The organism is Marinobacterium marinum (assembly GCF_013868415.1).
Classification (GTDB): domain Bacteria; phylum Pseudomonadota; class Gammaproteobacteria; order Pseudomonadales; family Balneatricaceae; genus Marinobacterium; species Marinobacterium marinum.
In genome coordinates, this window is sequence record NZ_JACEMT010000013.1 from 1 (window position 1) to 21,023 (window position 21,023).

The following is a 21,023-nucleotide window of genomic DNA, read 5'->3' on the forward strand; positions in this document are numbered from 1 at the left end:
TGCTGCATGCAGTGAATGCGCAACATGGTGGACAAGGGGTACGGCCGACGGCCGTTTCCAGCCTTGGGATAGTGAGGCTCGATAACGGCTTCGAGACGCGCCCATGGAATCAGCTTGTCCATTCGGCCCAGGAACTTCTCCTTGCGGGTCTGACGGCGCTTGTTGCTGAACTCGCTGTCGGCAAATGTAAGTTGCTGATCCATCGGTGCGTCCTCAATCGTGTGCAGCAGGCATTATCCCATGCGGCGGACTTATTCGCAGCTTCCCTAGGCTCCAGACTTTATTGTGGAAAATCGAAAAAAGGAAATACTATCGATCTTATACCATATGGGGCATACCGGCATTGCCGCCATGAGGGGAGAAACAAGGCTCAGTCATCAGGTGCATGACATCATCTGCAACAACCTTTCCACTATTGCAGTCGATACCCTGTGTGCACAGCTTGCCATGAGCGAATCAACGCTACGCCGGAAACTGAAAGAGGAAGGCAGCAGTGTCAGGGAAATAAAAAACCGGGCCCGGCTCGGCATGGGACTGCATCTTTTACAAACGACGAGAGATTCGATCAGTGCCATTTCGGATCGCTGCGGTTACCAGTCGCAATCCCGTTTTACTCAACGCTTCAAGGACCATTTTGGCCTGACGCCAACCGAACTCCGAAAGACCATCGGAGACTAGCGTCAAAAACCGCCACCCCCCGATGGACAAACGATCAATCGCGCCGGTACAGCGCTTCAACCGTGCTTGATGCAATGGAATGAGCATTGACCATATAGCCGGTAAGGGCCGCCGAAGCGTTTTCCGGCAGTTCAAGGGTTTGAGAAAGCGCATGCACCGTGAACTGGTATCGATGCACACGGCCGGCAGGAGGACAGGCACCGCCGAAACCCTTTACCCCGTAATCATTGTTGAGCTGGACGCTGCCTTTGGGCATCAGGTTCTGGCTCGGATCTCCTGCACCTGCCGGAAGACCGGTCACATTCGTCGGGATATTGACGGCCTGCCAGTGCCACCAGCCACTGCCTGTCGGGGCATCCGGATCATAGGCGAAGATCGCAAACGCCCGGGTTCCTTCCGGTGCGCCCGTCCATGACAACTGGGGCGAAAGGTTATCGCCGGAGCAGCCGAAGCCCTGGAACTCCTGACGCTTGTCCATTACCTGGCCCTGCGTAATGTCAGTGCTCGATAGTTCCAAGGCCCCCGCCATGCTGGATGCAGAAGCAAGCAGTAACAGCGGCAAGGTGCGTTTAATCAGTGCAGTGCGCATGAGTCCCTCCAAATGCGTTAAATGGAAAACACAGCTATCGTATAGATTTCGGACGCTTTGGTTTACGCGCAAAACGGCCAGATTTTCGCCCGTTTCGTTCAGCCTTCCGGGGCCCACTCCAGTTCACGAGGGCGTCCTTCCTGCGAACCCCGTTTCCCTCAGCGCCGAATATACTGCTCTTCCCGCTCCAACGTAGTCTGCAGCCAATCGCGGAAGGCGATCACCTTGGGCGATGGCGGCTTGTTGGGCAGCACCAGGTAATGCGCGCCCGACGCCTTGAGGGTGAAGGGATGCGCCTGCAGCAGCTTGCCCTCATCCATCAGCGGTTTGAGATTGAAGCTGCGCGCCAGCAGCAGGCCTATGCCGTTGCAGGCGGCATCGAAGGCGGCGGTGCTGGTATCGCACTCCAGTACCGGCATCGGCATCAGGTTGGCCAGCCCCTGCTGGCGAAACCACTGCTGCCAGCTCTCCTTCTCGCCGATGATGGTGATCAGCGGCACTTGCAGAATCTTCATCGCATCCTCATCCACCGGGTAGCGTTCCAGAAAGCCGGGGCTGCCGACCACCACCAGATGCTCCCGCGTCATCCGCTCCACCTGCATCCCGCTCCAGTTACCGTAGCCGTTGGAGATCTCGATATCGGCTTCCTCGACTTCGTCCTGTGACGGCCAGACCGCCGACATCAGGCGCAGACGGATGCCCGGATGCTGCGCATAGAAACTGGTCAGGCGGGGCATCAGCCAGCGCTGCAGAAAGCTGCTGCCGCACTTCACCGTCAGCAGCGCCCGGTGGTCGGAACCGAACAGCTCGTTGGTGCCGGACTGAAGGATATTGAACGCTTCGGTCAATACCGGCAGATAGGCGCGGGCGGCATCGGTCAACTCCAGCTTGCGCGGCTTGCGAATAAACAGCTGGGTATCCAGGTATTCCTCCAGCAGCTTGACCTGCTGGCTGATGGCCCCCTGGGTGACATAGAGTTCTTCGGCGGCGCGGGTCAGGCTGCGCAGGCGGGCAGCAGCCTCAAAGCTTTTCAGGGCTTTCAATGGGGGCAGGGGTTTGTGGTTGTGCTTCATTAATCAACTCACGGCAGGGATGGGCGACAACGCTTCGAAACAACGCCCCAGAAAAACTGGGGATACTCGCATGACCGCAGGGACAAATAGCAGAGAGTTATGGCAGTAATATTTCAGCGCCCCGGCAATAAAAATCTTTCCAGCCCCTGTCAGTCCTGAGCCTCACCGCAAAGCCACGACCAATCAGGGCCTTGCACCCGGCATTAGAATTTCTCGGTCATCCACACAGAAACCCTCCATTTTTATCCATCTTTCCTCTCCGCAGAATAGCGCCATCCAAGTCATCCAAACCTACTTGAATGGATCGCCATTATGTCTGTTGAACCACAACAGGAAACCTCGGGAACCCGCTCCCGCCAGCGCTGGATGGGTGTACTGGCCAAATCCAGTGTCGCGGCGCTGCAGGAGCGCTGGCAGGCACTGTCGCTGGAGCCTGAATACCAATTTATCCGCAAGCCGGAAACCGGCCTGACCATGCTGCGCGGCCGTGTCGGCGGCAGCGGGCAGCCGTTCAATATGGGCGAAATGACCCTGACCCGCTGCGCCGTGCGCCTGGCCAGCGGCACCCTCGGTGTCAGCTATGTCGCTGGCCGCAACAGCCAGCACGCCATTACCGCCGCCCTGGCCGATGCCTTGCTACAGGAGGACAACACTCAAACCCTGCTGCAGCGTGAGCTGATTGCGCCCCTGCAGGCCGAGCTGGACGCCGAACGCCAGCAACGTGCAGCCCAAGCCAACAGCACCCGCGTTGATTTCTTCACTCTGGTACGAGGAGAGGACTGATGGCCGTTTCCAGTCATGAACTGATCGCCGGGTTTGCCGATCCGGTACAGGCATCCCAGCAGGTGTTCCGTGCCGCGCTCAAGGTAATGAGCGAGCCGGGCACACTGGTTGAAATCGATTACGCAGAAACGGCCCCCAAGGGGCTGGACCTGTCCACCTGGCAGTTGGCATTGAGCCTGCTGGATCCCAATACCCGTGTCTGGCTTAGCCCGACGCTGGCGGCCAATGACGCCGTGATCAGCAACCTGCGTTTCCACTGTCAGTGTCCGTTAGTGGATAACCCCTTTGATGCTGACTTTGTTATCGCTTGGCACAGCGAACTGCCGCTGCTGGCCGAGCTGAACTGGGGCACGGCGGAATACCCGGATCGCTCCACCACCCTGATTGTACAGGTACCGGCATTGAGTGATGAACCGGACTGGACCCTGAGCGGCCCCGGTATAGAACACACCCGCTCACTGTACGTCGCCGGTCTGAGCGAGCCCTTCCGCAGCGACCTGACCCGCAGTCGCCAGCGTTTCCCGCTGGGCATCGACACTTTCTGGTGCTGTGACAACCGGATGGCCGCGCTGCCGCGCACCACCCAGATCGAGCCGTTCAAAAAAGCTGAGGAGGCCTGCTGATGTATGTAGCCGTAAAGGGCGGTGAGAAGGCGATCGACAACGCCCATGCCCTGATGCGCACCCAGCGTCGTGGCGACAGCGCCATTGCCGAACTGAGTGTTGACCAGATCCGCCAGCAGCTGCCGCTGGCGGTGGACCGGGTAATGAATGAAGGCTCGGTCTACGACCCGGAACTGGCGGCGCTGGCGCTGAAACAGGCCAGTGGTGATGCGGTAGAAGCGATCTTCCTGCTGCGCGCCTACCGCACCACCCTGCCCCGCTTCGGTTACAGCGAGCCGCTGGATACCGAGCAGATGCAGATCGAGCGCCGCATCTCCGGCACCTTCAAGGACCTGCCGGGCGGCCAGATTCTGGGCTCCACCTATGACTACACCCATCGCCTGCTGGATTTCAGTCTGCTGGCGGCAGGCGAAGCGGAAATGGCACCGGAAGAAGCCAATGCCCTGTCTGAAGCGCTGGCTGCTGGCAACAGCTGCCCACGGGTACTGGAGCTGCTCAACAAGGAAGGCCTGATCGAACAGAGCCGTGAATCAGGCCTGGACGATCAGGTTCCTCGTGATTTGACCCGCGAACCGGTCAACTACCCGGCCGAGCGCGCCGTGCGCCTGCAAAACCTGATCCGCGGTGACGAGGGCTTCCTGCTGTCACTGAGTTACGCCTCCATGCGCGGCTACGGCGACAGCCACCCCTTCTCCGGCGAGATGCGCACCGGCCGCGTCAGTGTCGAGTTGGTACCAGAAGAGCTGGGCTTCCCGATCGAAGTGGGTGAAGTACTGCTGACCGAGAGCGAGATGGTCAACCAGTTCCACGGCTCCAAGGATCTGCCGCCGCAGTTCACTCGCGGCTACGGCATCGCCTTTGGCCGTGCCGAACGCAAGGCGATGTCGGTGGCGCTGGTGGAACGCGCCCTGCGTGCCGAAGAGCTGGGTGAAGAGGTGCTTTATCCGACTCAGGACCAGGAATTCGTGCTGTCGCACACCGATTGCGTTTCCGCTAACGGCTTCGTGTCGCATCTTAAGCTACCGCACTACGTCGACTTCCAGTCCGAGCTGGAGATGATTCGTCGCCTGCGCAACGAGCAAAGCCAGGCGACTCAGAGCAAGACTACCAATGAGGAGGCCGACGCATGAGCACCGCCACCGGCTACAACTTTGCCTATCTGGACGAACAGTCCAAGCGCATGATCCGGCGCGCCATCCTCAAGGGCGTGGCGATTCCCGGCTATCAGGTGCCCTTCGGTGGCCGCGAGATGCCGCTGCCCCACGGCTGGGGCACAGGCGGCATGCAGGTCACTGCCAGCGTGATCGGCGAGGCCGACAAGCTGAAGGTGATTGATCAGGGCGCCGATGACACCACCAACGCGGTCAGCATCCGCCGTTTCTTCGCCCACACCGCCGGCGTGGAGACCACCGAGCAGACCGCCGAAGCGACCCTGATCCAGACCCGTCACCGCATCCCGGAGCGCCCGCTGCAGGCGGACCAGATCCTCATCTATCAGGTGCCGATCCCCGAGCCGCTGCGCTTTATCGAGCCGCGCGAGAGCGAGACGCGCAAGATGCATGCCCTCAGCGAGTACGGTGCCATGCAGGTGAAACTGTACGAGGACGTGGCACGCTTCGGTCATATCGCCACCAGTTACGACTACCCGGTGATGGTGAACAACCGCTACATGATGGACCCGTCACCGATCCCCAAATTCGACAACCCGAAGATGAGCATGATGCCTGCGCTGCAACTGTTCGGAGCCGGTTTCGAAAAGCGCATCTACGCCGTGCCGCCGTTTACGCAGGTAGAAAGCCTGGACTTCGACGACCATCCGTTCGAGGTGCAGAGCTGGGACGAAGCCTGCGCCATCTGTGGTTCTGATCATAGCTTCCTGGATGAAGTCATTACCGACGACAACGGCAGCAAGATGTTTGTCTGCTCCGATACCGACTACTGCCGTGAACGCGTTGATCAGGGTTTTGTTGGCACTGCAGCTGACCTGTCCACCTCTGAACAGGAGACCGAACAATGAACAAGGTGATCGACGCGGTGCAGTCTGACGCCGGCGTACAGCAGGCGCTGGAAACAGCCCTGCAGCAAGAGTTCAAGGAAGAGTGGAAGGATATCGCGCCGCTGCTGAGCGTACGTGAGCTGAACAAGTTTTACGCCCCGGGCAAGGGCTGTGGTGATATCAACTTCGACCTCTACCCGGGCGAAGTGCTGGGCATCGTCGGCGAGTCCGGCTCCGGCAAATCGACCCTGCTCAGCTGCCTGTCGGCGCGGCTGACACCGGATTCCGGTAACGTTATCTACAACAGCGAACGGTTCGGCGAGATGGACCTGTACGCTTGCGAGGAGTCGATGCGCCGGGTGCTGATGCGTTCCGAGTGGGGCATCGTGCACCAGCACGCCCGTGACGGCTTGCGCATGAACGTCAGCGCCGGTGCCAATATCGGCGAGCGGCTGATGGCGGTGGGCGAGCGTCACTATGGCGACATCCGCGCCAAGGCCGAAGAGTGGCTGACCGCAGTGGAGATCGATACCGGCCGTATCGACGACCGTCCAAGCCAGTTCTCCGGCGGGATGCAGCAGCGCCTGCAGATCGCCCGTAATCTGGTCACCCACCCCAAGCTGATCTTTATGGATGAGCCCACCGGCGGACTGGACGTGTCGGTGCAGGCCAAGCTGCTCGACCTGCTGCGCAACCTGGTGTCCCGCCTCGGGCTGTCGGTGATCATCGTCACCCACGATTTGGCGGTGGCGCGTTTGCTGGCGCACCGACTGATGGTGATGCGCCGGGGCCAGGTGGTCGAAACCGGTCTGACCGATCAGGTTCTGGACGATCCCCAACACCCGTACACCCAGTTGCTGGTGTCATCCATTCTGCAGAACTAGGAGCCTGTCATGACTGCAAACCAACTGATGATCGATGTGTCCGGAGTGGAGAAAGCCTTCACCCTGCACAATCAGGGCGGCGCCAGTTTTGGCGTGCTCGACAACGCCAGTCTGCAGGTGCAGGCCGGTGAGTGCGTGGTGCTGCACGGCCAATCCGGTGCCGGTAAAAGTACCTTTTTGAAAGCGCTGTATGCCAACTACTCCGTGGACGGTGGCGAGATCCGTCTGCGTGATGGCGAGCAGATGGTGGAGATCACTTCGGCACTGCCACGCCGCATCATCGCCCTGCGCCGCCAGACCTTGGGTTATGTATCCCAGTTTCTGCGCGTCATTCCGCGTGTACCCACGCTGGAGGTGGTGATGCAGCCGTTGCTGGACCTGGGCGTAGATGCGGCCATCTGCGAAGCCAAGGCAAAAGACCTGCTACAGCGCCTGAATGTGCCGGAGCGGCTTTGGTCGCTGGCGCCGGGCACCTTCTCTGGCGGAGAGCAACAGCGTGTCAATATCGCCCGCGGCTTTATCGTCGACTACCCGATTCTGCTGCTGGACGAGCCTACCGCCTCGCTGGATGCCACCAACCGCAGGGTGGTGGTGGAGCTGATCAGGGAGGCCAAGGCGCGCGGCGCCGCCGTCGTCGGCATTTTCCATGACGAAGACGTACGTGAAGCGGTCGCCGATCGCCTCGTTGATATCAAAGCGATCTGATTACTAGACTGGATAGACAGAGATGAAAGAACAGATTCTGACCAACGCCCGCCTGATCCTGCGCGACGACGTAGTCACCGGCACCCTGGTCATCCGTGACGGCGAGATTGCTGAAATCAGTCAGGGAATCAGCCAACAGCCCCAGGCCGACAACCTGGATGGTGAATATCTGATGCCCGGCCTGGTGGAGTTGCACACCGACAATCAGGAAAAATACTTCACTCCGCGCCCGAAAGTAGACTGGCCGGCACACATGGCGATGGCGACCCATGATGCCCAGCTGATCACCGCTGGCATCACCACCTCGTTCAACTCGGTGGCACTGGGCGATATTATCGGCGAAAGCACCCGCGTCGAAAAACTGGATGCGATGATCAAGGCGATCATCGAGTCCGAACGCGTTGGCCTCAATCGCGCCAACCACCTGCTGCACCTGCGGTGCGAAGTGAGCTATCCGGGCCTGATGGAGCTGTTCGAGCGTTACATTGGTGAAGATCTGGTCAAGCTGGTGTCGGTGATGGACCATGCGCCCGGTCAGCGCCAGTTCCCGCCGGAGAACATTCCCAAGTACCGCGAGTACTACATGATCAAGTACGGCCTCAGCGATGACCAGATGGATGACTTTATCGCGCTGCAGCAGGCCAACAGTGCGCAGTACGCCGATCCCTTCCGCCGCCGCATCTGCGAGGTATGCCATGATCGCGGCATCGCCATCGCCAGCCACGACGACGCCACCCTGGCACATGCACAGGAATCCGCCGAACTGGGGATGCAGGTGGCGGAGTTCCCGACCACCCTGGAAGCGGCGAAAGCCTCCCATGAGCTGGGCCTGAAGGTACTGATGGGCGCACCCAATATCGTGCGTGGCGGTTCTCATTCCGGCAATATTGCCGCCAAGGATCTGGCCAGGGCCGGTGTGCTGGATATCCTCAGTTCCGACTATTATCCCTCGGCGCTGGTGCAGGCCGCGTTCATGGTCGCTAATATGGAGGATAATGACTACGATCTGGCACGAGCTGTCCGACTGGTCACCGCAAACCCAGCCGAAGCGGCCAACCTGCAGGATCGCGGCGTGCTGGAAGTGGGCCGACGCGCCGACCTGGTACAGGTGAACAGCCACTCGGTGATGCCGCTGGTGGAACGAGTCTGGTGCAAGGGCAAGCGGGTATTCTGATGATCAGAGGTACGCTTTTCTACCTGGTCGGGGCCTCGGGCTCCGGCAAGGATTCACTACTGGAAGGCTGTCGTCGGCAACTGCCGGCACAGCTGCGCTGCTGCATCGCCCACCGTTACATCACCCGCGCCGCGGATGCTGGCGGCGAGAATCATATTCACCTGAGCGAAGCCGAGTTTCATCTGCGCGAGCAGCTGGGGCTGTTCGCCATGAGCTGGTACTCCCACGGTTACCACTACGGCATCGGCAACGAAATCGACGCCTGGCTCGACTCCGGTGCCAACGTGCTGATCAACGGCTCACGCGAATATCTGCCCAAAGCAATGGCGATGTACGACGAGCTGGTGCCGGTGCTGGTCGACGTGGATACCGACAAGCTGCGCCAGCGCCTGGTCAAGCGTGGTCGGGAAACACCGGAGGAGATCGAGTGCCGACTGGCGCGTCATGCCGAGATGGTGGCACTTATGCCAAGCTGCACGTTGCATGTCAGCAATAACGGTCAGCTGCAGGACGGTATCAATGCTCTGCTCGACGTGATTACCGCCAACAGCCTTCAGGCAACGGATATATAAGGTGATGCCCGCCATGCAACTGACTTTCCTTGGCACCGGCGATGTGCGTCAGGTGCCGGTTTATGGCTGCGACTGTCCCGCCTGTTCAACCGCACGTCAGGACAGACGCCTGCGGCGCAAGCCCTGCAGCGCCCTGCTGGAGCTGGGTGAGCTACGCATCCTGCTTGACGGCGGGCTGACCGATCTGGCCGAACGCTTTGCGCCCGGCGATCTGAACGCCATCCTGCTAACGCACTATCACGTCGACCATGTACAGGGGCTGTTTCACCTGCGCTGGGGGCTCAACGATAGCATCCCGGTGTACGGTCCGGATGACCGTAATGGCTGTGCCGATCTGCTCAAACATCCTGGAATTCTGGATTTCCGTCCGCCACTGACGGCCTTTGTGCCTTTTCAGCTGGACGAACTGAAGATCACTCCCCTGCCCTTACAACACTCAAAGCCCACCTTCGGCTATCTGTTCGAACACGACGGTCAACACCTTGCCTACCTGACCGATACCGTAGGCCTGCCGGAAAAGACCGAGTGCTTCCTGCAGAACTTCGACAACCTGGAAGTGGTCATCGATTGCAGCCAGCCTCCCCGCCCCGAGCCGCCCCGCAACCACAACGATTTGAATCTGGTCATTGAGATTCATACTCGCCTGCATTCCAGACGCACCTGGCTAACGCACATTGGCCACGAAATGGATGCCTGGCTGATCGACAATGGCCTCCCGACTGGTCTGTATGTCGCCCAAGACGGACAGACTCTAGTGTGACTCAACGGCTTTCCGACACACCGCCGTTTTTTTCTTCAACCTTGTAAAGGCTTCTGTTATAACGACGGTGATTTTGCTAATCAATTTGGGAAGTACGATGAAAAGGACGCTTATTTCAATGACCGCCGCCATGCTGATCGGCGGCTCTCTGACCTTGACCGGCTGTGTCGAGGGTAACCTGAACAACGCATCATTTGCCGCGCTTCAGGATGCTGCACAGGCCGCCACACTCTCGGACGAAGATGCCCAGGCAATGGCGGCCCAGGCCGCTGTGGAAATGGATAAAAAGAACAAGGTCATGCCCGCTTCCAGCAAGCATGCCAAACGGCTGGATCGCATTGTGGAAAGCTTCCGCAACGAGGACGGCCTGGCGCTGAACTTCAAGGTGTACAACAGCCGCGAAATTAACGCGTTTGCCATGGCTGACGGCACGATTCGTGTTTACCGCGGGCTGCTGGACAACTTTACCGACGATGAAGTGCGCTTCGTTATCGGCCACGAAATCGGCCATGTCAAACTGGGTCACTCGGTCAAAGCCATGCGCACGGCCTACGCAACTTCGGCTGTACGCAAGGGCGTTGCCAGTCAGGGCGGCAAGGCCGCTGAGCTGTCCAACTCCCAGCTGGGTGCCTTGGGTGAAGCCTTTATCAACGCCCAGTTTTCCCAGTCTCAGGAGCAGGATTCAGACACCTACGCTGTTGCTTTCATGAAGAAGCACGGTTTTGATCCCCGTGCCGGTCTGAGCGTCATGAAAAAATTCCAGCAGATGGATGGCGGCAAGGGCAGCATGCTGTCCAGCCACCCGGCCTCCAGCGATCGCGAAGACCATATCGCCAGCCTGCTGTAATTTCAAAGCGCTGAACGATACGGCAGGCCTTGAGGCATCGATACCGCCTCAAGGCCTGTCTGGCCTGCTCAGACTGAAGTTCTGACCAGTGCCGCCAGCGCCCGCATATCGCTACTGTCTCGCATACCAGCGGCAATCTCGCGCTGCTCTTCTATCACTTCCCGCAATACCTTGTCCGTTGTCAGCGGATTCGCCAGTACCACCCTGAAAACCGTGATCGCCTGCTGGTCATAACACTCGGGCTTCAGCCGGGTTCGTGACACGAAGGCCTTGCCCCGTTCACGCTGCTCTTTCTGAATAACCTGGGTAATACGACTTAGAATCTCGTTGATCTCCCGACGCGTATCCTCATCCGCCTCCAGAAGACGTGCTTGCACATCGGCAGGCGCCCAACGGTACGTAAAAATGTTGAGTTCCGGGTCCGATACCAGCTCAAAATCTTCCAGGGTGACAATATGGTCTGCGAAACGTCGCGCCAGTTCGATGCCGTTTTCAATCAGCATGGCATAGCCACCCCGGCTGATTATTTTCAGACCGGCATGAACCAGCATGGCCATACCCGGCCTGGAGCCTTCCAGTGTTGTACTGCCCAGATCCTTGGAACCCTGGCGAATAATGTATTGGGCGTGATGTTCGATACTTTCCAGCACGGACGGGTCGCGGAAAAGCACCAGCCCGACCCCCATGGGAACATACAACTGCTTATGCGCATCGATTGTCACCGAGTCGGCACGTTCAATCCCTTTGAGCAGGGTTCGATAACGCTTTGAAAACAGTGTAGGTCCACCCCAGGCTGCATCCACATGGAAATGCAGGCCATATGCTTCGGCAATATCGGCCATCTTGTCCAGAGGATCAATATTGCCCGTTTCCGTCGTACCGGCAATGCCGACCAGTGCAAAAGGACGAATCCGCTGCTGTTTCAGCTCCTGCAGTTTTCGCTCCAGCGCGGTCAGACAAATACGGTTATAACTGTCTGTTTCAATGGAAATAAGGTTGTCACGTCCGATGCCCAAGACGTCCGCAGCCTTGGAAAGGGAATAATGACCACGCTCTGAAACCAGTATCGCCGCCCCTTCATAACCGTAGTGACGCATGGCGCCAAACATCCCGCTGTGATGGATGCCCGGAAAATCCCGATCCGGTCCGAATGCCCGATTTCTCGCCGTCCATAACGCCGTTATATTGGCGATCGTCCCACCTGAACAGATAGCCCCCAAACGCTTGCGACCGTGATGCAGCCAGGTGTCGTAAAATTCATCGGATTGCTCATAGGTCAACCGATGCAGCATGCCCAGCACTTGTCGCTCGAGTGGCGTAAATGCTTTTGAGGTTTCGGTTTTCACCAGGTTCTGATTCAACGCGATCATGATCTTGGACAGCGGAATCATGAAATACGGCAAGGCCGATGTCATATGACCCACAAAGCTCGGTGATGAGGTATGCACCGACTGTGCGACGACCTTATCAAGCAAGAACTGAGTATGTTCCGATACAAATACTGGGACTTCGGGTATTCGGGTGTCGTTGAAGTCCTGCTCAATTTTGACCAGGTCGGCCTCTTCCGCAACGATATGCTCTTGCAGAAAGCCCGCCAGGTTTTCCGAGATGTCATTATCCAGACGGTTGAGCGTAGACCCCGGGGCTTCCGGTACAGTGAAGATCCGCAATAGGTTTTCCATGCTGATTTCAGCACCGCCGGTTTTCTTTAGCACTTCTACCATGAACCTGTAGTCAGCCTGCAGAGCCGGAATAACACCACGCCCGCCAGGCTCAACATCCTCTTTCATTACTTCACAAAGCGGCTATTGTTATACATGAACCCGCTGCCAATCCCACCATTCTACGTTATGCAACCCGCCCCTCGCATCATGATTTATCATTCCACTGCTGGAGTCAGGCTGAAATACACCGTGTCATTGGCATCTGAAAGAGTGTTCTCAGGGGCCCAGCTGCCGGCTGCCCCCTGATACGACAGGCCCCTCCCTGCGGGTCAGCTGACCCGGTTACGACAACAGAGATTCCAACCAGCGCGCCATGCACAACAGGCGATCATCGTCACGTGCCTGCCCCACCAACTGAATCCCCAACGGCAAGCCATCGGTATCAACCAGCCCCGGCAGAGTCACCACCGGCAGCCCCATAACCTGCCAGGGACGGCTCATATGCGGTGCCCCCGTATTGTCACGCCCTTCCGGCGCCACCCCTGGCGCGGCAGGTGCCAGGATCGCATCCACATCCGGGTACTCGGCCAACAGCTTCTGGCGGATGGCTTCCGCCGCTTGCAAAGCATTCAAGTAGTCCGTCCTCGGCATGGCCAGCCCTGTCTCGATCAGGGTTTGCAACGGTTCGCTGAGTTGCTCGCAGCGGCCGGATTCATAAACCAGATTGCGGCTCACTTCATAGGCCATGACGACGCTATGATGCGTGACCAGATCAGCCAGCCCGATCTCCGACCCTGGTTCAACAACAGTCACGCCCTGCCCTGTCAGCATCTTTTGCACACGCCTCATTGCCGCCTGCATATCGGAACTGGTCTCGCCAATTGCCGGTCCGCTTACCAGCAGTATCTTGGTCGGTTTGAGGATGGTTTGTACAGGAGCAGTATCCGACTGGCGCAGCAGTACCGTTCTCAACAGTTCGATATCTTCTACACGACGGGCAAACATGCCCAGAGAGTCCAGCGACTGTCCCAGCGGCTGGATACCGCGCAGGGAAAATTCTCCACGAGAACCAACATATCCAACAGTGCCACAATACGCAGCCGGTCTGATCACCGATGCTGCCGTCTGGGAGCCCAGTGCCATCGGTACCATGTCATCCGCAACCGCGGCAGCCGATCCACTGGAAGAACCGCCCGGGGTCCGCGACGGATCACAGGGGTTGGCCGTTTTGCCCGGGCGAAAATAGGCGAATTCGGTCGTAACCGTTTTGCCCAGTACAATCGCCCCGGCCCGGCGCAACAGCTCAACGCAACTGGCATCATCGACCGGGCGTCGCCCCTGATGAATGGGTGAGCCCATCTCGGTTGGCATCTCCGCAGTATCGATAATATCCTTGATGCCGACCGGAAGGCCCTTCAGCAGGCTCTGCTCGTAAAATTCACGGTTCTGACGATAATGGGCAAGATACGCTTCCCTGCTCAGCCGATGCTGCCAGGCGCCGATCATCTCTTCACGCGCCTCGATCCGGTCGAAGCATTCCTCAATCATGCTTTCCGCACTAAGAGTACCTTCCCGTATCGCATCCAGCGCCTGTTTAAGGCCCATTTTATTCTTGTTGTCGTGACGATTCATAACTGTCCCATGCTTGTATTGACTGGTATTCAGAATCAAAACCAAGCTGGCATATTAGTTGAATATTCAACTAAATTACAGTTTCACTGATACGCCCGGTGACAGACTGGCACATTGATCAGACTGCCCCACCGACTGCAAGCCGGGCGGACTCTTAGCGCCACTCCGCATACGGCTCAAGCGGCCCTACCGGCAGGTCGAGCTTGCCCTGCCAGGGATTAAACAGATAGCGCAGATACACCGAAGCGCTGCCTGGCGCATAATCATTGCTCGCCTGCCAACTGATACCACCGCCCAGCACCCAGTGGCTGTCCAGCCGATACTCGCCACGGGCCGACATTCGTACCCCTAGCCCCGTGCTGCTATCGGCATCACTGCCCCAGCCCGCATAAGGGTCCGGCACCCAGCCGCTGTTGGCAATCAACGATTCATGGCCCGGATAATAGGCATGTCCATCCGTACGAGAATACGACCACCCCAGCGAGGCATCCAATGCCACGGACCAGTCCTGACTTCGACGGGCATAGGACACCGGCAAGCCAAAGGAAAGGTAGGCCTGAGGGCTGTAGTAAGCTCCCTGTCCCAGGGTGTTTTCACTCAATTCCTTATCGAAATGCATGAACATCACCGAGCCCCCGACTCGCAACTGCTCATCCAATTCATTAATCATGCGATGATAGTACCCCCCCATGGCGGTCAGTCGAATGTTGTCCTCAACCCGCTCCCCCTCGAGCTGATGAGCACCCAGACTGGCCCAGACACCGTTGGCCTCCCCCTGGTCATGGCTCAACCCAAGGGTTACTCCCGTGGCGGTCACACCACCCCAGCTCAGTCCGGTCACCGGATCAACAGCTCCGGCATAGGACACCAGCGAGTTACTCATGGGCCGCCGTGACAGGGTCAAGGTATACCCCCACTCGCCCAGACTGCTGTCATAGGAAACGCCACCCAGCCAATTGTCCACCTCGAACCCGAACGGTGAATGCCCCAAATCCCAGCTCCAGCGATCGCCGCTCCAGCCAATGGCAACCCCGGTACCCGAGGTATCCAGCCCGTCGAACTGACAGCCATCGAGCACGGCGTTACAGGCACCAAAAAAGTCTCGAGACTCGGGGATATCACTGTCCAGCCGCACCTGCTCAGCCTGTAGCCAGGCGCGTCCGTTCCCGGCCGGAACCTCCAGACGCAACAACGTCGTCTGCAAACTCAGATCATTCACTCCTGAGGGTGAGTTGTCGGTTCGCCAACCGGTATCATGCTGCAGCTGGATACTCGGGTTCAGGTGCTGGTAAGTCTCGGCCGCACCACGTTTAAGACTCGCGGCCAGCCAGTCATCCTCAACACGGGAGCGCGTGGCTCGTGTCAGGGATTCGCCGTCCCCGGCATCGGCTGAAGTCATCAGTCCCAATGAGGCCAGCCCCTGCGCATACAATGACAACGCTTGCTCGGGATCACTCTGCAGCTGTGCCGCATCCCGCAGCACCAGCGGATCAGACGGCTGAGCCTCGACCAGATCAGCGATCAAGCGAGCCGCATGATCAGTCTGTCCCAGCTCGGTCAGCAGATAGATATAACGGCGCTGCTGATTAACGCTGGCGCCCTCCAACGTAATGCTGTCCAGCCGTACTTGTGCAAATGCGTGGTCTCCCGTACGCAGGTAGCTTTCAACCAGCCCCAGACGCGCATCCAGACTCACGGACTCTTCGGTAGTCAACTGCTGGTAACGCTCAATGGCCTCGGCATAAGCGCCATCTTCACGCAGCCAGTCCGCCAACAACAGATGATCTTCCGGGCTATTTGAGCGGGACAGATTGGCTCTGGCCGCCACCATATCACCCTGTTCACGCAGGAGGCTCGCGGCCTGTCGGCGTTTGCGCCCTTCAACGCGCAGTGCCAGTTCCTCCATCCCCGGCGTCCAGCGCGACGACTCAATGGCTGCCAGCGTTGCCAGACTGGCATCATCCCGGTCCAGTGAAGCCAGATACAACCCATGGGCATAGCGGGCCTCGGGGTCCTGCCCCTGGTGCTCCAGCAGAGTTTGAAACACCTCATCCGCATCACCGACCTTCCCTTCCGCCACCAATAGATCAGCCAGCCGATAGCTCAGCCAGGGACTGGGAGGTGCCGATTCGGTGGCCTCTTGTAACAGCTGCATGGCCGTAGCCGTGTCCCGACGCACCAGCGCCGCTTCAACATCGCGCATCAGGCGCTCCTGCTGCACACTCACAACCAGGTCGGCATACCGCTTCCGTGCCGCAGGGCTCAGACTATCCAACACCGCTTCCGCCTGCTCCAAGGATCGCGTCCGGTAATATCCCACCAGGGTGTAGACCAGCTTTCCGTTTTCCGGGTTGATGCGCCGCGCCTTGCCGAACCATTTCAGCGCTGTTGCATCATCACCTTCAGCCAGGGCAGTTTCCGCCATACCCAATGGGCCGTCCACATCATCGGGACGAATCTGCATCACCTTGCGGTAGGCGCGCTGCGCCTGTGCGTATTGCCCGTCAGCCAGTGCCTGGTGGCCACGCTGCAGCCATTCGAGGCTTTGCGCATAGATGCGCAGATCATGCCATTTGGAAATGAAGCTGCCATCCTGCTCCAGTTTCTCGGCACGCGTCAGAGTCCGTACCGCTGCCCCATACTGCTGCAAGTTGACCTGTACCTGTCCCAATGCACCCAACAGACCGGGATCGTCCGGGTAGGTTTTAAGCGCTGCTTTCAACGGAGCATGAGCCTGTCGGTAGCGCTCTGCAGCCACCAAAGCCTTGCCCTTTTCACCGGCACGCCAGGCAGGATCACCCAGCAATGTCCGCTGATTCTGCCATTCCCGGTCCGCGCCCTGATGATAGCTGGTCCCCACATAACGGGTCAGAAAACGCTCCCACAACTGTGCCGCATCATCCGAGACGGGCAGATCAATCAGATAGTTGTATTCAACTTCCGCTGCCCGGTTGACTGCTTGCGGATTTTTGGCCAGCTCGCCCAACAAGAGCAAGGCTTCTTCCGCCCGCTCTTCCGCCAGTAAAAGCTTGATGAGTCCCAGACGTACTTCGGGATTGCCGGGATAACGCCGATCCATCTGCTGCAGCCCCTCTATGGCTGCCGGGCGCTGCTCGTCCAGACGCCCCAGTGTACGCCAGTGCTCAACCCCCAGTTTCAGACCGGGAGGCTGGTCCTGCCACAGCGTTCGATACAGCGCCATCGCCTGCTCGACCTGGCCACTGGCCGCGAGTAAGCGTGCCTGCTGCAGCTGTTGCTCTCCATCCGTATACACATGCAGCAAAGCCTCGGCCTGCCGGTGTTTAAACGACTGGTCTTCACGTGGCCAGCTGTTCAACAGCTCTTCTGCCCGTGCCTGGTTGCCCTGCTCCAGATGGAACTCAACGCCGGCAAACAATACATCCGGATGCAAGGGGGCCAACAGCTCAAGCCTGCGCAAGGCACTTTGAACCAGATCATCCCGGTACAGCGCCTGTCCGGCATGCAACTGATCCATCAGCCAGTCGGTCTGCTGTTGTCGTGTGTGCTCAGACTGTGCCCATACTCCACCGGTATGCAGCACACAACATATTGAAAGAAGAGACACTATTCGCATGAGCTTAGCCAGGCCGGCCGCAACCGCCCCCTCTTGTCAAAACAGTAGAACCCCTGATGCCAGCCAAGGCCGAACAACAGCAGGGAATTATTGTAATACGCCCGTGGTTCAGGCGGCTGAGCCTGTACCCGGTCCAGTTGTTGCTGTAACAGCGGCTGCCATTCGGGACGTGCTGCCAACAGCGGCAGCAGGGCTGCCGAAAAACCGACAGGACCTGTTCCCTGTGCCATGCCTTCAAGACTATCCACATGTTCCGGTGGCAGCCCCGTACGACCGACCTGGCTCACCATGGGCACATACTGCTCGATCAACAGCTCACGTCCCGGTGCCCCTTGCGCCAGCATGCCCAACCACAAGTACACACGTATGGCGTCATAGCTGCCTCCGGACTGGTCAACCGGTATGTCCCAGCCAGTCTCCCGATGCCACCACAACCAATCGGGGGCCAAACCGGCAGGAGCCGCCTCCAGCAACATTTTTCGGCTGCTGTCCGCCACATCTCCCCAGATTAGGGACTCTTCCTCAAAGCGGGCCAACAGCTGCAGTGGCAGATAACTGGGATTCAAACGCCACCCCTGGTCGGACTCAAAGCCGATATTGCCCGGCAACAGCCCCAACCCAAGCCCTCTCATGGGCTGCAGGCTCTGCGCCGCCGAACGCCACAGAAGTTCGCGCCCCAGGCGGGTATAGTCAGGCTCTTGCCACAAACGACCCGCCTCCAGCAGGCTGTACGCAATCCACAAATCGGAGTCACTGGCATTGTTGCTGTCCAGAACACCCCAGTCACCGTGGTCATTCTGCCCCCATAGCCAGGCCGGCAGGCGTGTAGCCAGGTTGCCATCAGCCAGGTTGTTTTCGGTCCAGTTCAGCAGACGGTCAAATCCCTCCCGGTCATTGGCTACCAGCGCAAAGAACAGTCCATAGCTCTGCCCCTCTGACGTGGTGATGGCGCGCGGTGACGAATGGTCAATAATACGACCGTCGTCACTCATCATTGCCGCCTTGTACTGCTCCCAGGCGGGCCAAACCTCTCCCCTGACCGGCCCGGCCAAGACCAGCAACCAAAACAGCACACCGCTCGCCAGCCTCATTTTCAGTGCTCCTGAACCCGCCGATGAGCCGCCCAACGCAGCGCTTTCCATAGCAGTATCGCAACCAGCAGGGTGCAGAGCGCCGCCAACGCCGCCAGCAGAAGCGGGTGAGCCGACAGCAGATACCACAACTTCAGCCACCAGGGCAGATGACCAACGTAATACTGCTCACCCACCAGATGACTGTCGACACCACTGGTCCGTATCAATGAAACCGAGCCCTGTACCGCTCCCAAAGCGCCCGAATCACTCAGCGTTTCACGCAGCAAGCGATATCCCTCTTCATCACTGGCCAGTAACGCCACAATACTGCGTTGCTTCGCAAGCGGCGACTGTGTGCCGATGATGGCTGCCAACGGTCCCTGCGCACTGACCTCCACCCGGTTTTCAGCGGGGAAATTCGCTTGTTCCAGACGGGCCGGAGCCTGTTCCAATACTGCTTTGCGGACGGGCGGCTGCAACAACCAGTCACTCGTCTGCTGCAGCAAGGCATTGATTTCTGCAGCTTGCTCAACCCCCTCCGGCAAGGAGCCGAACACCAGCCAATCAACATTCTGCTGCTGAACGTCCTGCACATCGTGACCGACACTCACCTGAAAAGCGGGATAGCCCGTTTGAGCCGAGATGCCGGCCAGCGTTTCCAGCATCAGGCTGATCTGTGTGCCGCTCGGGTTTTCCGGCATCAGGACACGGGTTTCGGACAGGTCAGCCATGCGACTGAACGGGAAGCCGCTGCGCGCAAAGGCGGATAGGTCCGGCATTGCGATAAAATGATGATACCCGGTGAAATCGATCGTTGACTCGCCATCGATCAGCGCTCGACTGTCTACCATCAGAGTGGTCTGGCAATGGTCCGGCTGGGCACTACCAAAGGTCGTCGCGAAACTGAAATCGTACCTGAGCGTATTGCGAGCACCGATTTTGAGCGCCGGTACCAGCATCTGATCACGCGAACTGGCCGTTTCTTCGGAGGTCACCGCCAGGCGCAGTTGTTCCAGATTATTGTGCTGCCCCCCCGTCAGCGGCAAGCCCATAATAAATTCGCCGTTAATACTGATATTCAGGCGGGATTCGTCATTAGCCGTCGGCGCTGTGTAGCGATATCGAGTTTGTACCGGAATCCCCTGATTGCGCCAGACAAACAGGTCGGGCGGCAGATTGATTTCCAACTCAATGGGATCCGGTATCAAGCCACGTGTTTGCAACTGCCCCGGATATTGGACCAGCTCGGCAAAGCGTACCGGTCTGTCTGTCGGCATCCAGTTGGGTGCGTCATAGGGCTGACGCGGCAGCAACGGCTGCACATCACGAATTTCGGCCCGCTCTCCCCGCAACAGTTTGCCTCCCAATGCCAACGCCCGCACAGCCATGGCCAGTTCGGCATCATCCTGCCCCTGAATCAGCAGCACCTTGCTGTAACGGTCTTCAGGGTGATCGATCAGCTGCACATCCGCTCCCGAGACCGGTGGGAAAACTTCCGGATCCGACATGAACGCCGGGCGACGCTGATTTGTCGCCAATACCAGGCTGTGTATCGGTTTTTCGCCTTCGCCCCGGACCGGAAGGTGCTCAAACAACACGGGAAACTCCGCACCTCTCCAGCCGGAAAGACTGCCGAAATATGATGCCAGTACGGCGGCAGACTGCAGGTTATCGGTATTGAAATCCGTCGGCAGTACAAGGTTTACCCGTACTCGATCACGGTCGCCCTCATCAAAAAAGGGCTGCGGGAAAAAGGCGAGATCATTGCGCATATCCAGCGCCTGCTCGTACAACTCCACCCGGCTTTTTTTACCCAGGCTGAGCCACAGAGAACTGTGCCCCGGATCTTCGCAGACATCTGCGTAGTGCCCCACGAACTCGATCCGCACCTGGTTAAAGTCGGTTACCAGTTTCGGGTCCAACGCGACATGCTGCTGAGTCGAGCGTCCAAGATTTTCTTCTGCAATGACGACCGTATCCATCAACACATCGTTGAGATACACCCGCAGGTGAGACAGCCCCGGCAACAACGAGGGCGAAGGCGTGTAATTCAGATTCAGCCCGGCTTCCTTGGCGATTCGATCCCGACGCAGCGCGAAATTCACTTCTTCGGTATTACGCACGCCGAGCAACATGCGATCCCGATCATCGCCCAGCAGGGCGAAACTCTGAGCACGCGGCCAGCCAGGAGGCTGCTCAATTTCGACCAGAGCTTCCGCCGGCATTTCGACAACCGCCTCGATCTGCTGTTCGGAACCCACGGCCGCTGTCTGACCAACCGCTTCTATTGACTCATCAACGGCATGCAGAGTGCCCGCAAACAGCAGAGCAAGACTGGCAACAAGAGAATGTTTAATTATTCGCATAATAACTTT

The 21,023-nt window shown here is 58.7% G+C and carries 18 protein-coding genes and 1 pseudogene; 11 read left to right on the top strand and 8 right to left on the bottom strand.

What is annotated here, in order from left to right; all coding sequences use genetic code 11:
* Positions 1–203, bottom strand: a pseudogene (locus H1S06_RS00280) (IS5/IS1182 family transposase); the annotation flags it as partial.
* Positions 204–285: 82 nt separating this feature from the next.
* Here H1S06_RS00280 and H1S06_RS00285 point away from each other — a divergent pair.
* The gene (locus H1S06_RS00285; RefSeq protein ID WP_328515287.1) at positions 286–678 is read left to right on the top strand and encodes a helix-turn-helix transcriptional regulator; all 393 of its coding nucleotides are present in this window, start codon (positions 286–288) and stop codon (positions 676–678) included.
* Positions 679–712: 34 nt separating this feature from the next.
* Here H1S06_RS00285 and H1S06_RS00290 read toward each other — a convergent pair whose 3' ends face one another.
* Both H1S06_RS00290 and H1S06_RS00295 read right to left on the bottom strand, forming a co-directional pair.
* The gene (locus tag H1S06_RS00290; RefSeq protein WP_181736293.1) at positions 713–1,267 is read right to left on the bottom strand and encodes a YbhB/YbcL family Raf kinase inhibitor-like protein; all 555 of its coding nucleotides are present in this window, start codon (positions 1,265–1,267) and stop codon (positions 713–715) included.
* A gap of 158 nt (positions 1,268–1,425) precedes the next feature.
* Complete coding sequence (locus H1S06_RS00295; RefSeq protein WP_181736294.1) at positions 1,426–2,340, bottom strand: LysR substrate-binding domain-containing protein; 915 nt, start codon at positions 2,338–2,340, stop codon at positions 1,426–1,428.
* Positions 2,341–2,652: 312 nt separating this feature from the next.
* On the opposite strand from H1S06_RS00295, the gene phnG reads away from it, so the two are divergent.
* From phnG to H1S06_RS00345, 10 genes are all read left to right on the top strand, one after another.
* Positions 2,653–3,123: a phosphonate C-P lyase system protein PhnG gene (gene phnG / locus H1S06_RS00300; protein WP_181736295.1), complete on the top strand. Its 471-nt coding sequence runs from the start codon at positions 2,653–2,655 to the stop codon at positions 3,121–3,123.
* Positions 3,123–3,746, top strand: a complete 624-nt coding sequence (gene phnH / locus H1S06_RS00305; protein ID WP_181736296.1) for a phosphonate C-P lyase system protein PhnH — start codon at positions 3,123–3,125, stop codon at positions 3,744–3,746. Before phnG ends, phnH begins: the two co-directional genes overlap by 1 nt.
* The gene (locus H1S06_RS00310; RefSeq protein WP_181736297.1) at positions 3,746–4,876 is read left to right on the top strand and encodes a carbon-phosphorus lyase complex subunit PhnI; all 1,131 of its coding nucleotides are present in this window, start codon (positions 3,746–3,748) and stop codon (positions 4,874–4,876) included. Before phnH ends, H1S06_RS00310 begins: the two co-directional genes overlap by 1 nt.
* The gene (locus H1S06_RS00315) at positions 4,873–5,763 is read left to right on the top strand and encodes an alpha-D-ribose 1-methylphosphonate 5-phosphate C-P-lyase PhnJ (protein ID WP_181736298.1); all 891 of its coding nucleotides are present in this window, start codon (positions 4,873–4,875) and stop codon (positions 5,761–5,763) included. Before H1S06_RS00310 ends, H1S06_RS00315 begins: the two co-directional genes overlap by 4 nt.
* Positions 5,760–6,626: a phosphonate C-P lyase system protein PhnK gene (phnK, locus tag H1S06_RS00320; RefSeq protein ID WP_255482840.1), complete on the top strand. Its 867-nt coding sequence runs from the start codon at positions 5,760–5,762 to the stop codon at positions 6,624–6,626. The genes H1S06_RS00315 and phnK overlap by 4 nt, the downstream gene beginning before the upstream one ends.
* Before the next feature lie 9 nt (positions 6,627–6,635).
* Positions 6,636–7,331, top strand: coding sequence for a phosphonate C-P lyase system protein PhnL (phnL, locus tag H1S06_RS00325; protein WP_220183701.1), 696 nt, complete (start codon positions 6,636–6,638; stop codon positions 7,329–7,331).
* Between the two features lie 22 nt (positions 7,332–7,353).
* The gene (gene phnM, locus H1S06_RS00330; protein WP_181736299.1) at positions 7,354–8,505 is read left to right on the top strand and encodes an alpha-D-ribose 1-methylphosphonate 5-triphosphate diphosphatase; all 1,152 of its coding nucleotides are present in this window, start codon (positions 7,354–7,356) and stop codon (positions 8,503–8,505) included.
* Complete coding sequence (phnN, locus tag H1S06_RS00335; protein ID WP_181736300.1) at positions 8,505–9,077, top strand: phosphonate metabolism protein/1,5-bisphosphokinase (PRPP-forming) PhnN; 573 nt, start codon at positions 8,505–8,507, stop codon at positions 9,075–9,077. Before phnM ends, phnN begins: the two co-directional genes overlap by 1 nt.
* Before the next feature lie 13 nt (positions 9,078–9,090).
* Entirely contained in the window at positions 9,091–9,837 is a 747-nt protein-coding gene (phnP, locus tag H1S06_RS00340; protein WP_181736301.1) for a phosphonate metabolism protein PhnP, read from the top strand.
* A gap of 97 nt (positions 9,838–9,934) precedes the next feature.
* On the top strand, positions 9,935–10,684 hold the full coding sequence (locus H1S06_RS00345; protein WP_181736302.1) for a M48 family metalloprotease: 750 nt from the start codon (positions 9,935–9,937) through the stop codon (positions 10,682–10,684).
* Positions 10,685–10,752: 68 nt separating this feature from the next.
* On the opposite strand, the gene panP is transcribed toward H1S06_RS00345, so the two are convergent.
* The 5 genes from panP to bcsB all read right to left on the bottom strand — a co-directional run bounded on the left by panP (position 10,753) and on the right by bcsB (position 21,014).
* On the bottom strand, positions 10,753–12,474 hold the full coding sequence (panP, locus tag H1S06_RS00350; RefSeq protein ID WP_255482841.1) for a pyridoxal-dependent aspartate 1-decarboxylase PanP: 1,722 nt from the start codon (positions 12,472–12,474) through the stop codon (positions 10,753–10,755).
* Positions 12,475–12,690: 216 nt separating this feature from the next.
* Entirely contained in the window at positions 12,691–13,980 is a 1,290-nt protein-coding gene (locus tag H1S06_RS00355; RefSeq protein ID WP_181736303.1) for an amidase, read from the bottom strand.
* 154 nt (positions 13,981–14,134) lie between these two features.
* Positions 14,135–17,575 carry a cellulose synthase complex outer membrane protein BcsC gene (bcsC, locus tag H1S06_RS00360; RefSeq protein WP_255482842.1) on the bottom strand — a complete coding sequence of 1,147 codons (3,441 nt, stop codon included), beginning with the start codon at positions 17,573–17,575 and terminating at the stop codon, positions 14,135–14,137.
* Positions 17,566–18,666 carry a cellulose synthase complex periplasmic endoglucanase BcsZ gene (gene bcsZ / locus H1S06_RS00365; RefSeq protein WP_181736305.1) on the bottom strand — a complete coding sequence of 367 codons (1,101 nt, stop codon included), beginning with the start codon at positions 18,664–18,666 and terminating at the stop codon, positions 17,566–17,568. The genes bcsC and bcsZ overlap by 10 nt, the downstream gene beginning before the upstream one ends.
* A gap of 2 nt (positions 18,667–18,668) precedes the next feature.
* Complete coding sequence (bcsB, locus tag H1S06_RS00370) at positions 18,669–21,014, bottom strand: cellulose biosynthesis cyclic di-GMP-binding regulatory protein BcsB (protein WP_220183702.1); 2,346 nt, start codon at positions 21,012–21,014, stop codon at positions 18,669–18,671.
* Positions 21,015–21,023 lie beyond the last annotated feature (9 nt).

Bases quoted from the DNA above. Each gene is read 5' to 3' on its own strand.
- H1S06_RS00315 (WP_181736298.1), top strand. From the start codon at position 4,873: ATGAGCACCGCCACCGGCTACAACTTTGCCTATCTGGACGAACAGTCC.
- phnH (WP_181736296.1), top strand. From the start codon at position 3,123: ATGGCCGTTTCCAGTCATGAACTGATCGCCGGGTTTGCCGATCCGGTA.
- phnM (WP_181736299.1), top strand. From the start codon at position 7,354: ATGAAAGAACAGATTCTGACCAACGCCCGCCTGATCCTGCGCGACGAC.
- phnN (WP_181736300.1), top strand. From the start codon at position 8,505: ATGATCAGAGGTACGCTTTTCTACCTGGTCGGGGCCTCGGGCTCCGGC.
- phnP (WP_181736301.1), top strand. From the start codon at position 9,091: ATGCAACTGACTTTCCTTGGCACCGGCGATGTGCGTCAGGTGCCGGTT.
- bcsZ (WP_181736305.1), bottom strand. From the start codon at position 18,666: ATGAGGCTGGCGAGCGGTGTGCTGTTTTGGTTGCTGGTCTTGGCCGGG.
- H1S06_RS00345 (WP_181736302.1), top strand. From the start codon at position 9,935: ATGAAAAGGACGCTTATTTCAATGACCGCCGCCATGCTGATCGGCGGC.
- H1S06_RS00295 (WP_181736294.1), bottom strand. From the start codon at position 2,340: ATGAAGCACAACCACAAACCCCTGCCCCCATTGAAAGCCCTGAAAAGC.
- phnL (WP_220183701.1), top strand. From the start codon at position 6,636: ATGACTGCAAACCAACTGATGATCGATGTGTCCGGAGTGGAGAAAGCC.
- phnG (WP_181736295.1), top strand. From the start codon at position 2,653: ATGTCTGTTGAACCACAACAGGAAACCTCGGGAACCCGCTCCCGCCAG.
- H1S06_RS00310 (WP_181736297.1), top strand. From the start codon at position 3,746: ATGTATGTAGCCGTAAAGGGCGGTGAGAAGGCGATCGACAACGCCCAT.
- H1S06_RS00290 (WP_181736293.1), bottom strand. From the start codon at position 1,267: ATGCGCACTGCACTGATTAAACGCACCTTGCCGCTGTTACTGCTTGCT.
- phnK (WP_255482840.1), top strand. From the start codon at position 5,760: ATGAACAAGGTGATCGACGCGGTGCAGTCTGACGCCGGCGTACAGCAG.
- H1S06_RS00355 (WP_181736303.1), bottom strand. From the start codon at position 13,980: ATGAATCGTCACGACAACAAGAATAAAATGGGCCTTAAACAGGCGCTG.
- bcsB (WP_220183702.1), bottom strand. From the start codon at position 21,014: ATGCGAATAATTAAACATTCTCTTGTTGCCAGTCTTGCTCTGCTGTTT.
- panP (WP_255482841.1), bottom strand. From the start codon at position 12,474: ATGAAAGAGGATGTTGAGCCTGGCGGGCGTGGTGTTATTCCGGCTCTG.
- bcsC (WP_255482842.1), bottom strand. From the start codon at position 17,575: ATGCGAATAGTGTCTCTTCTTTCAATATGTTGTGTGCTGCATACCGGT.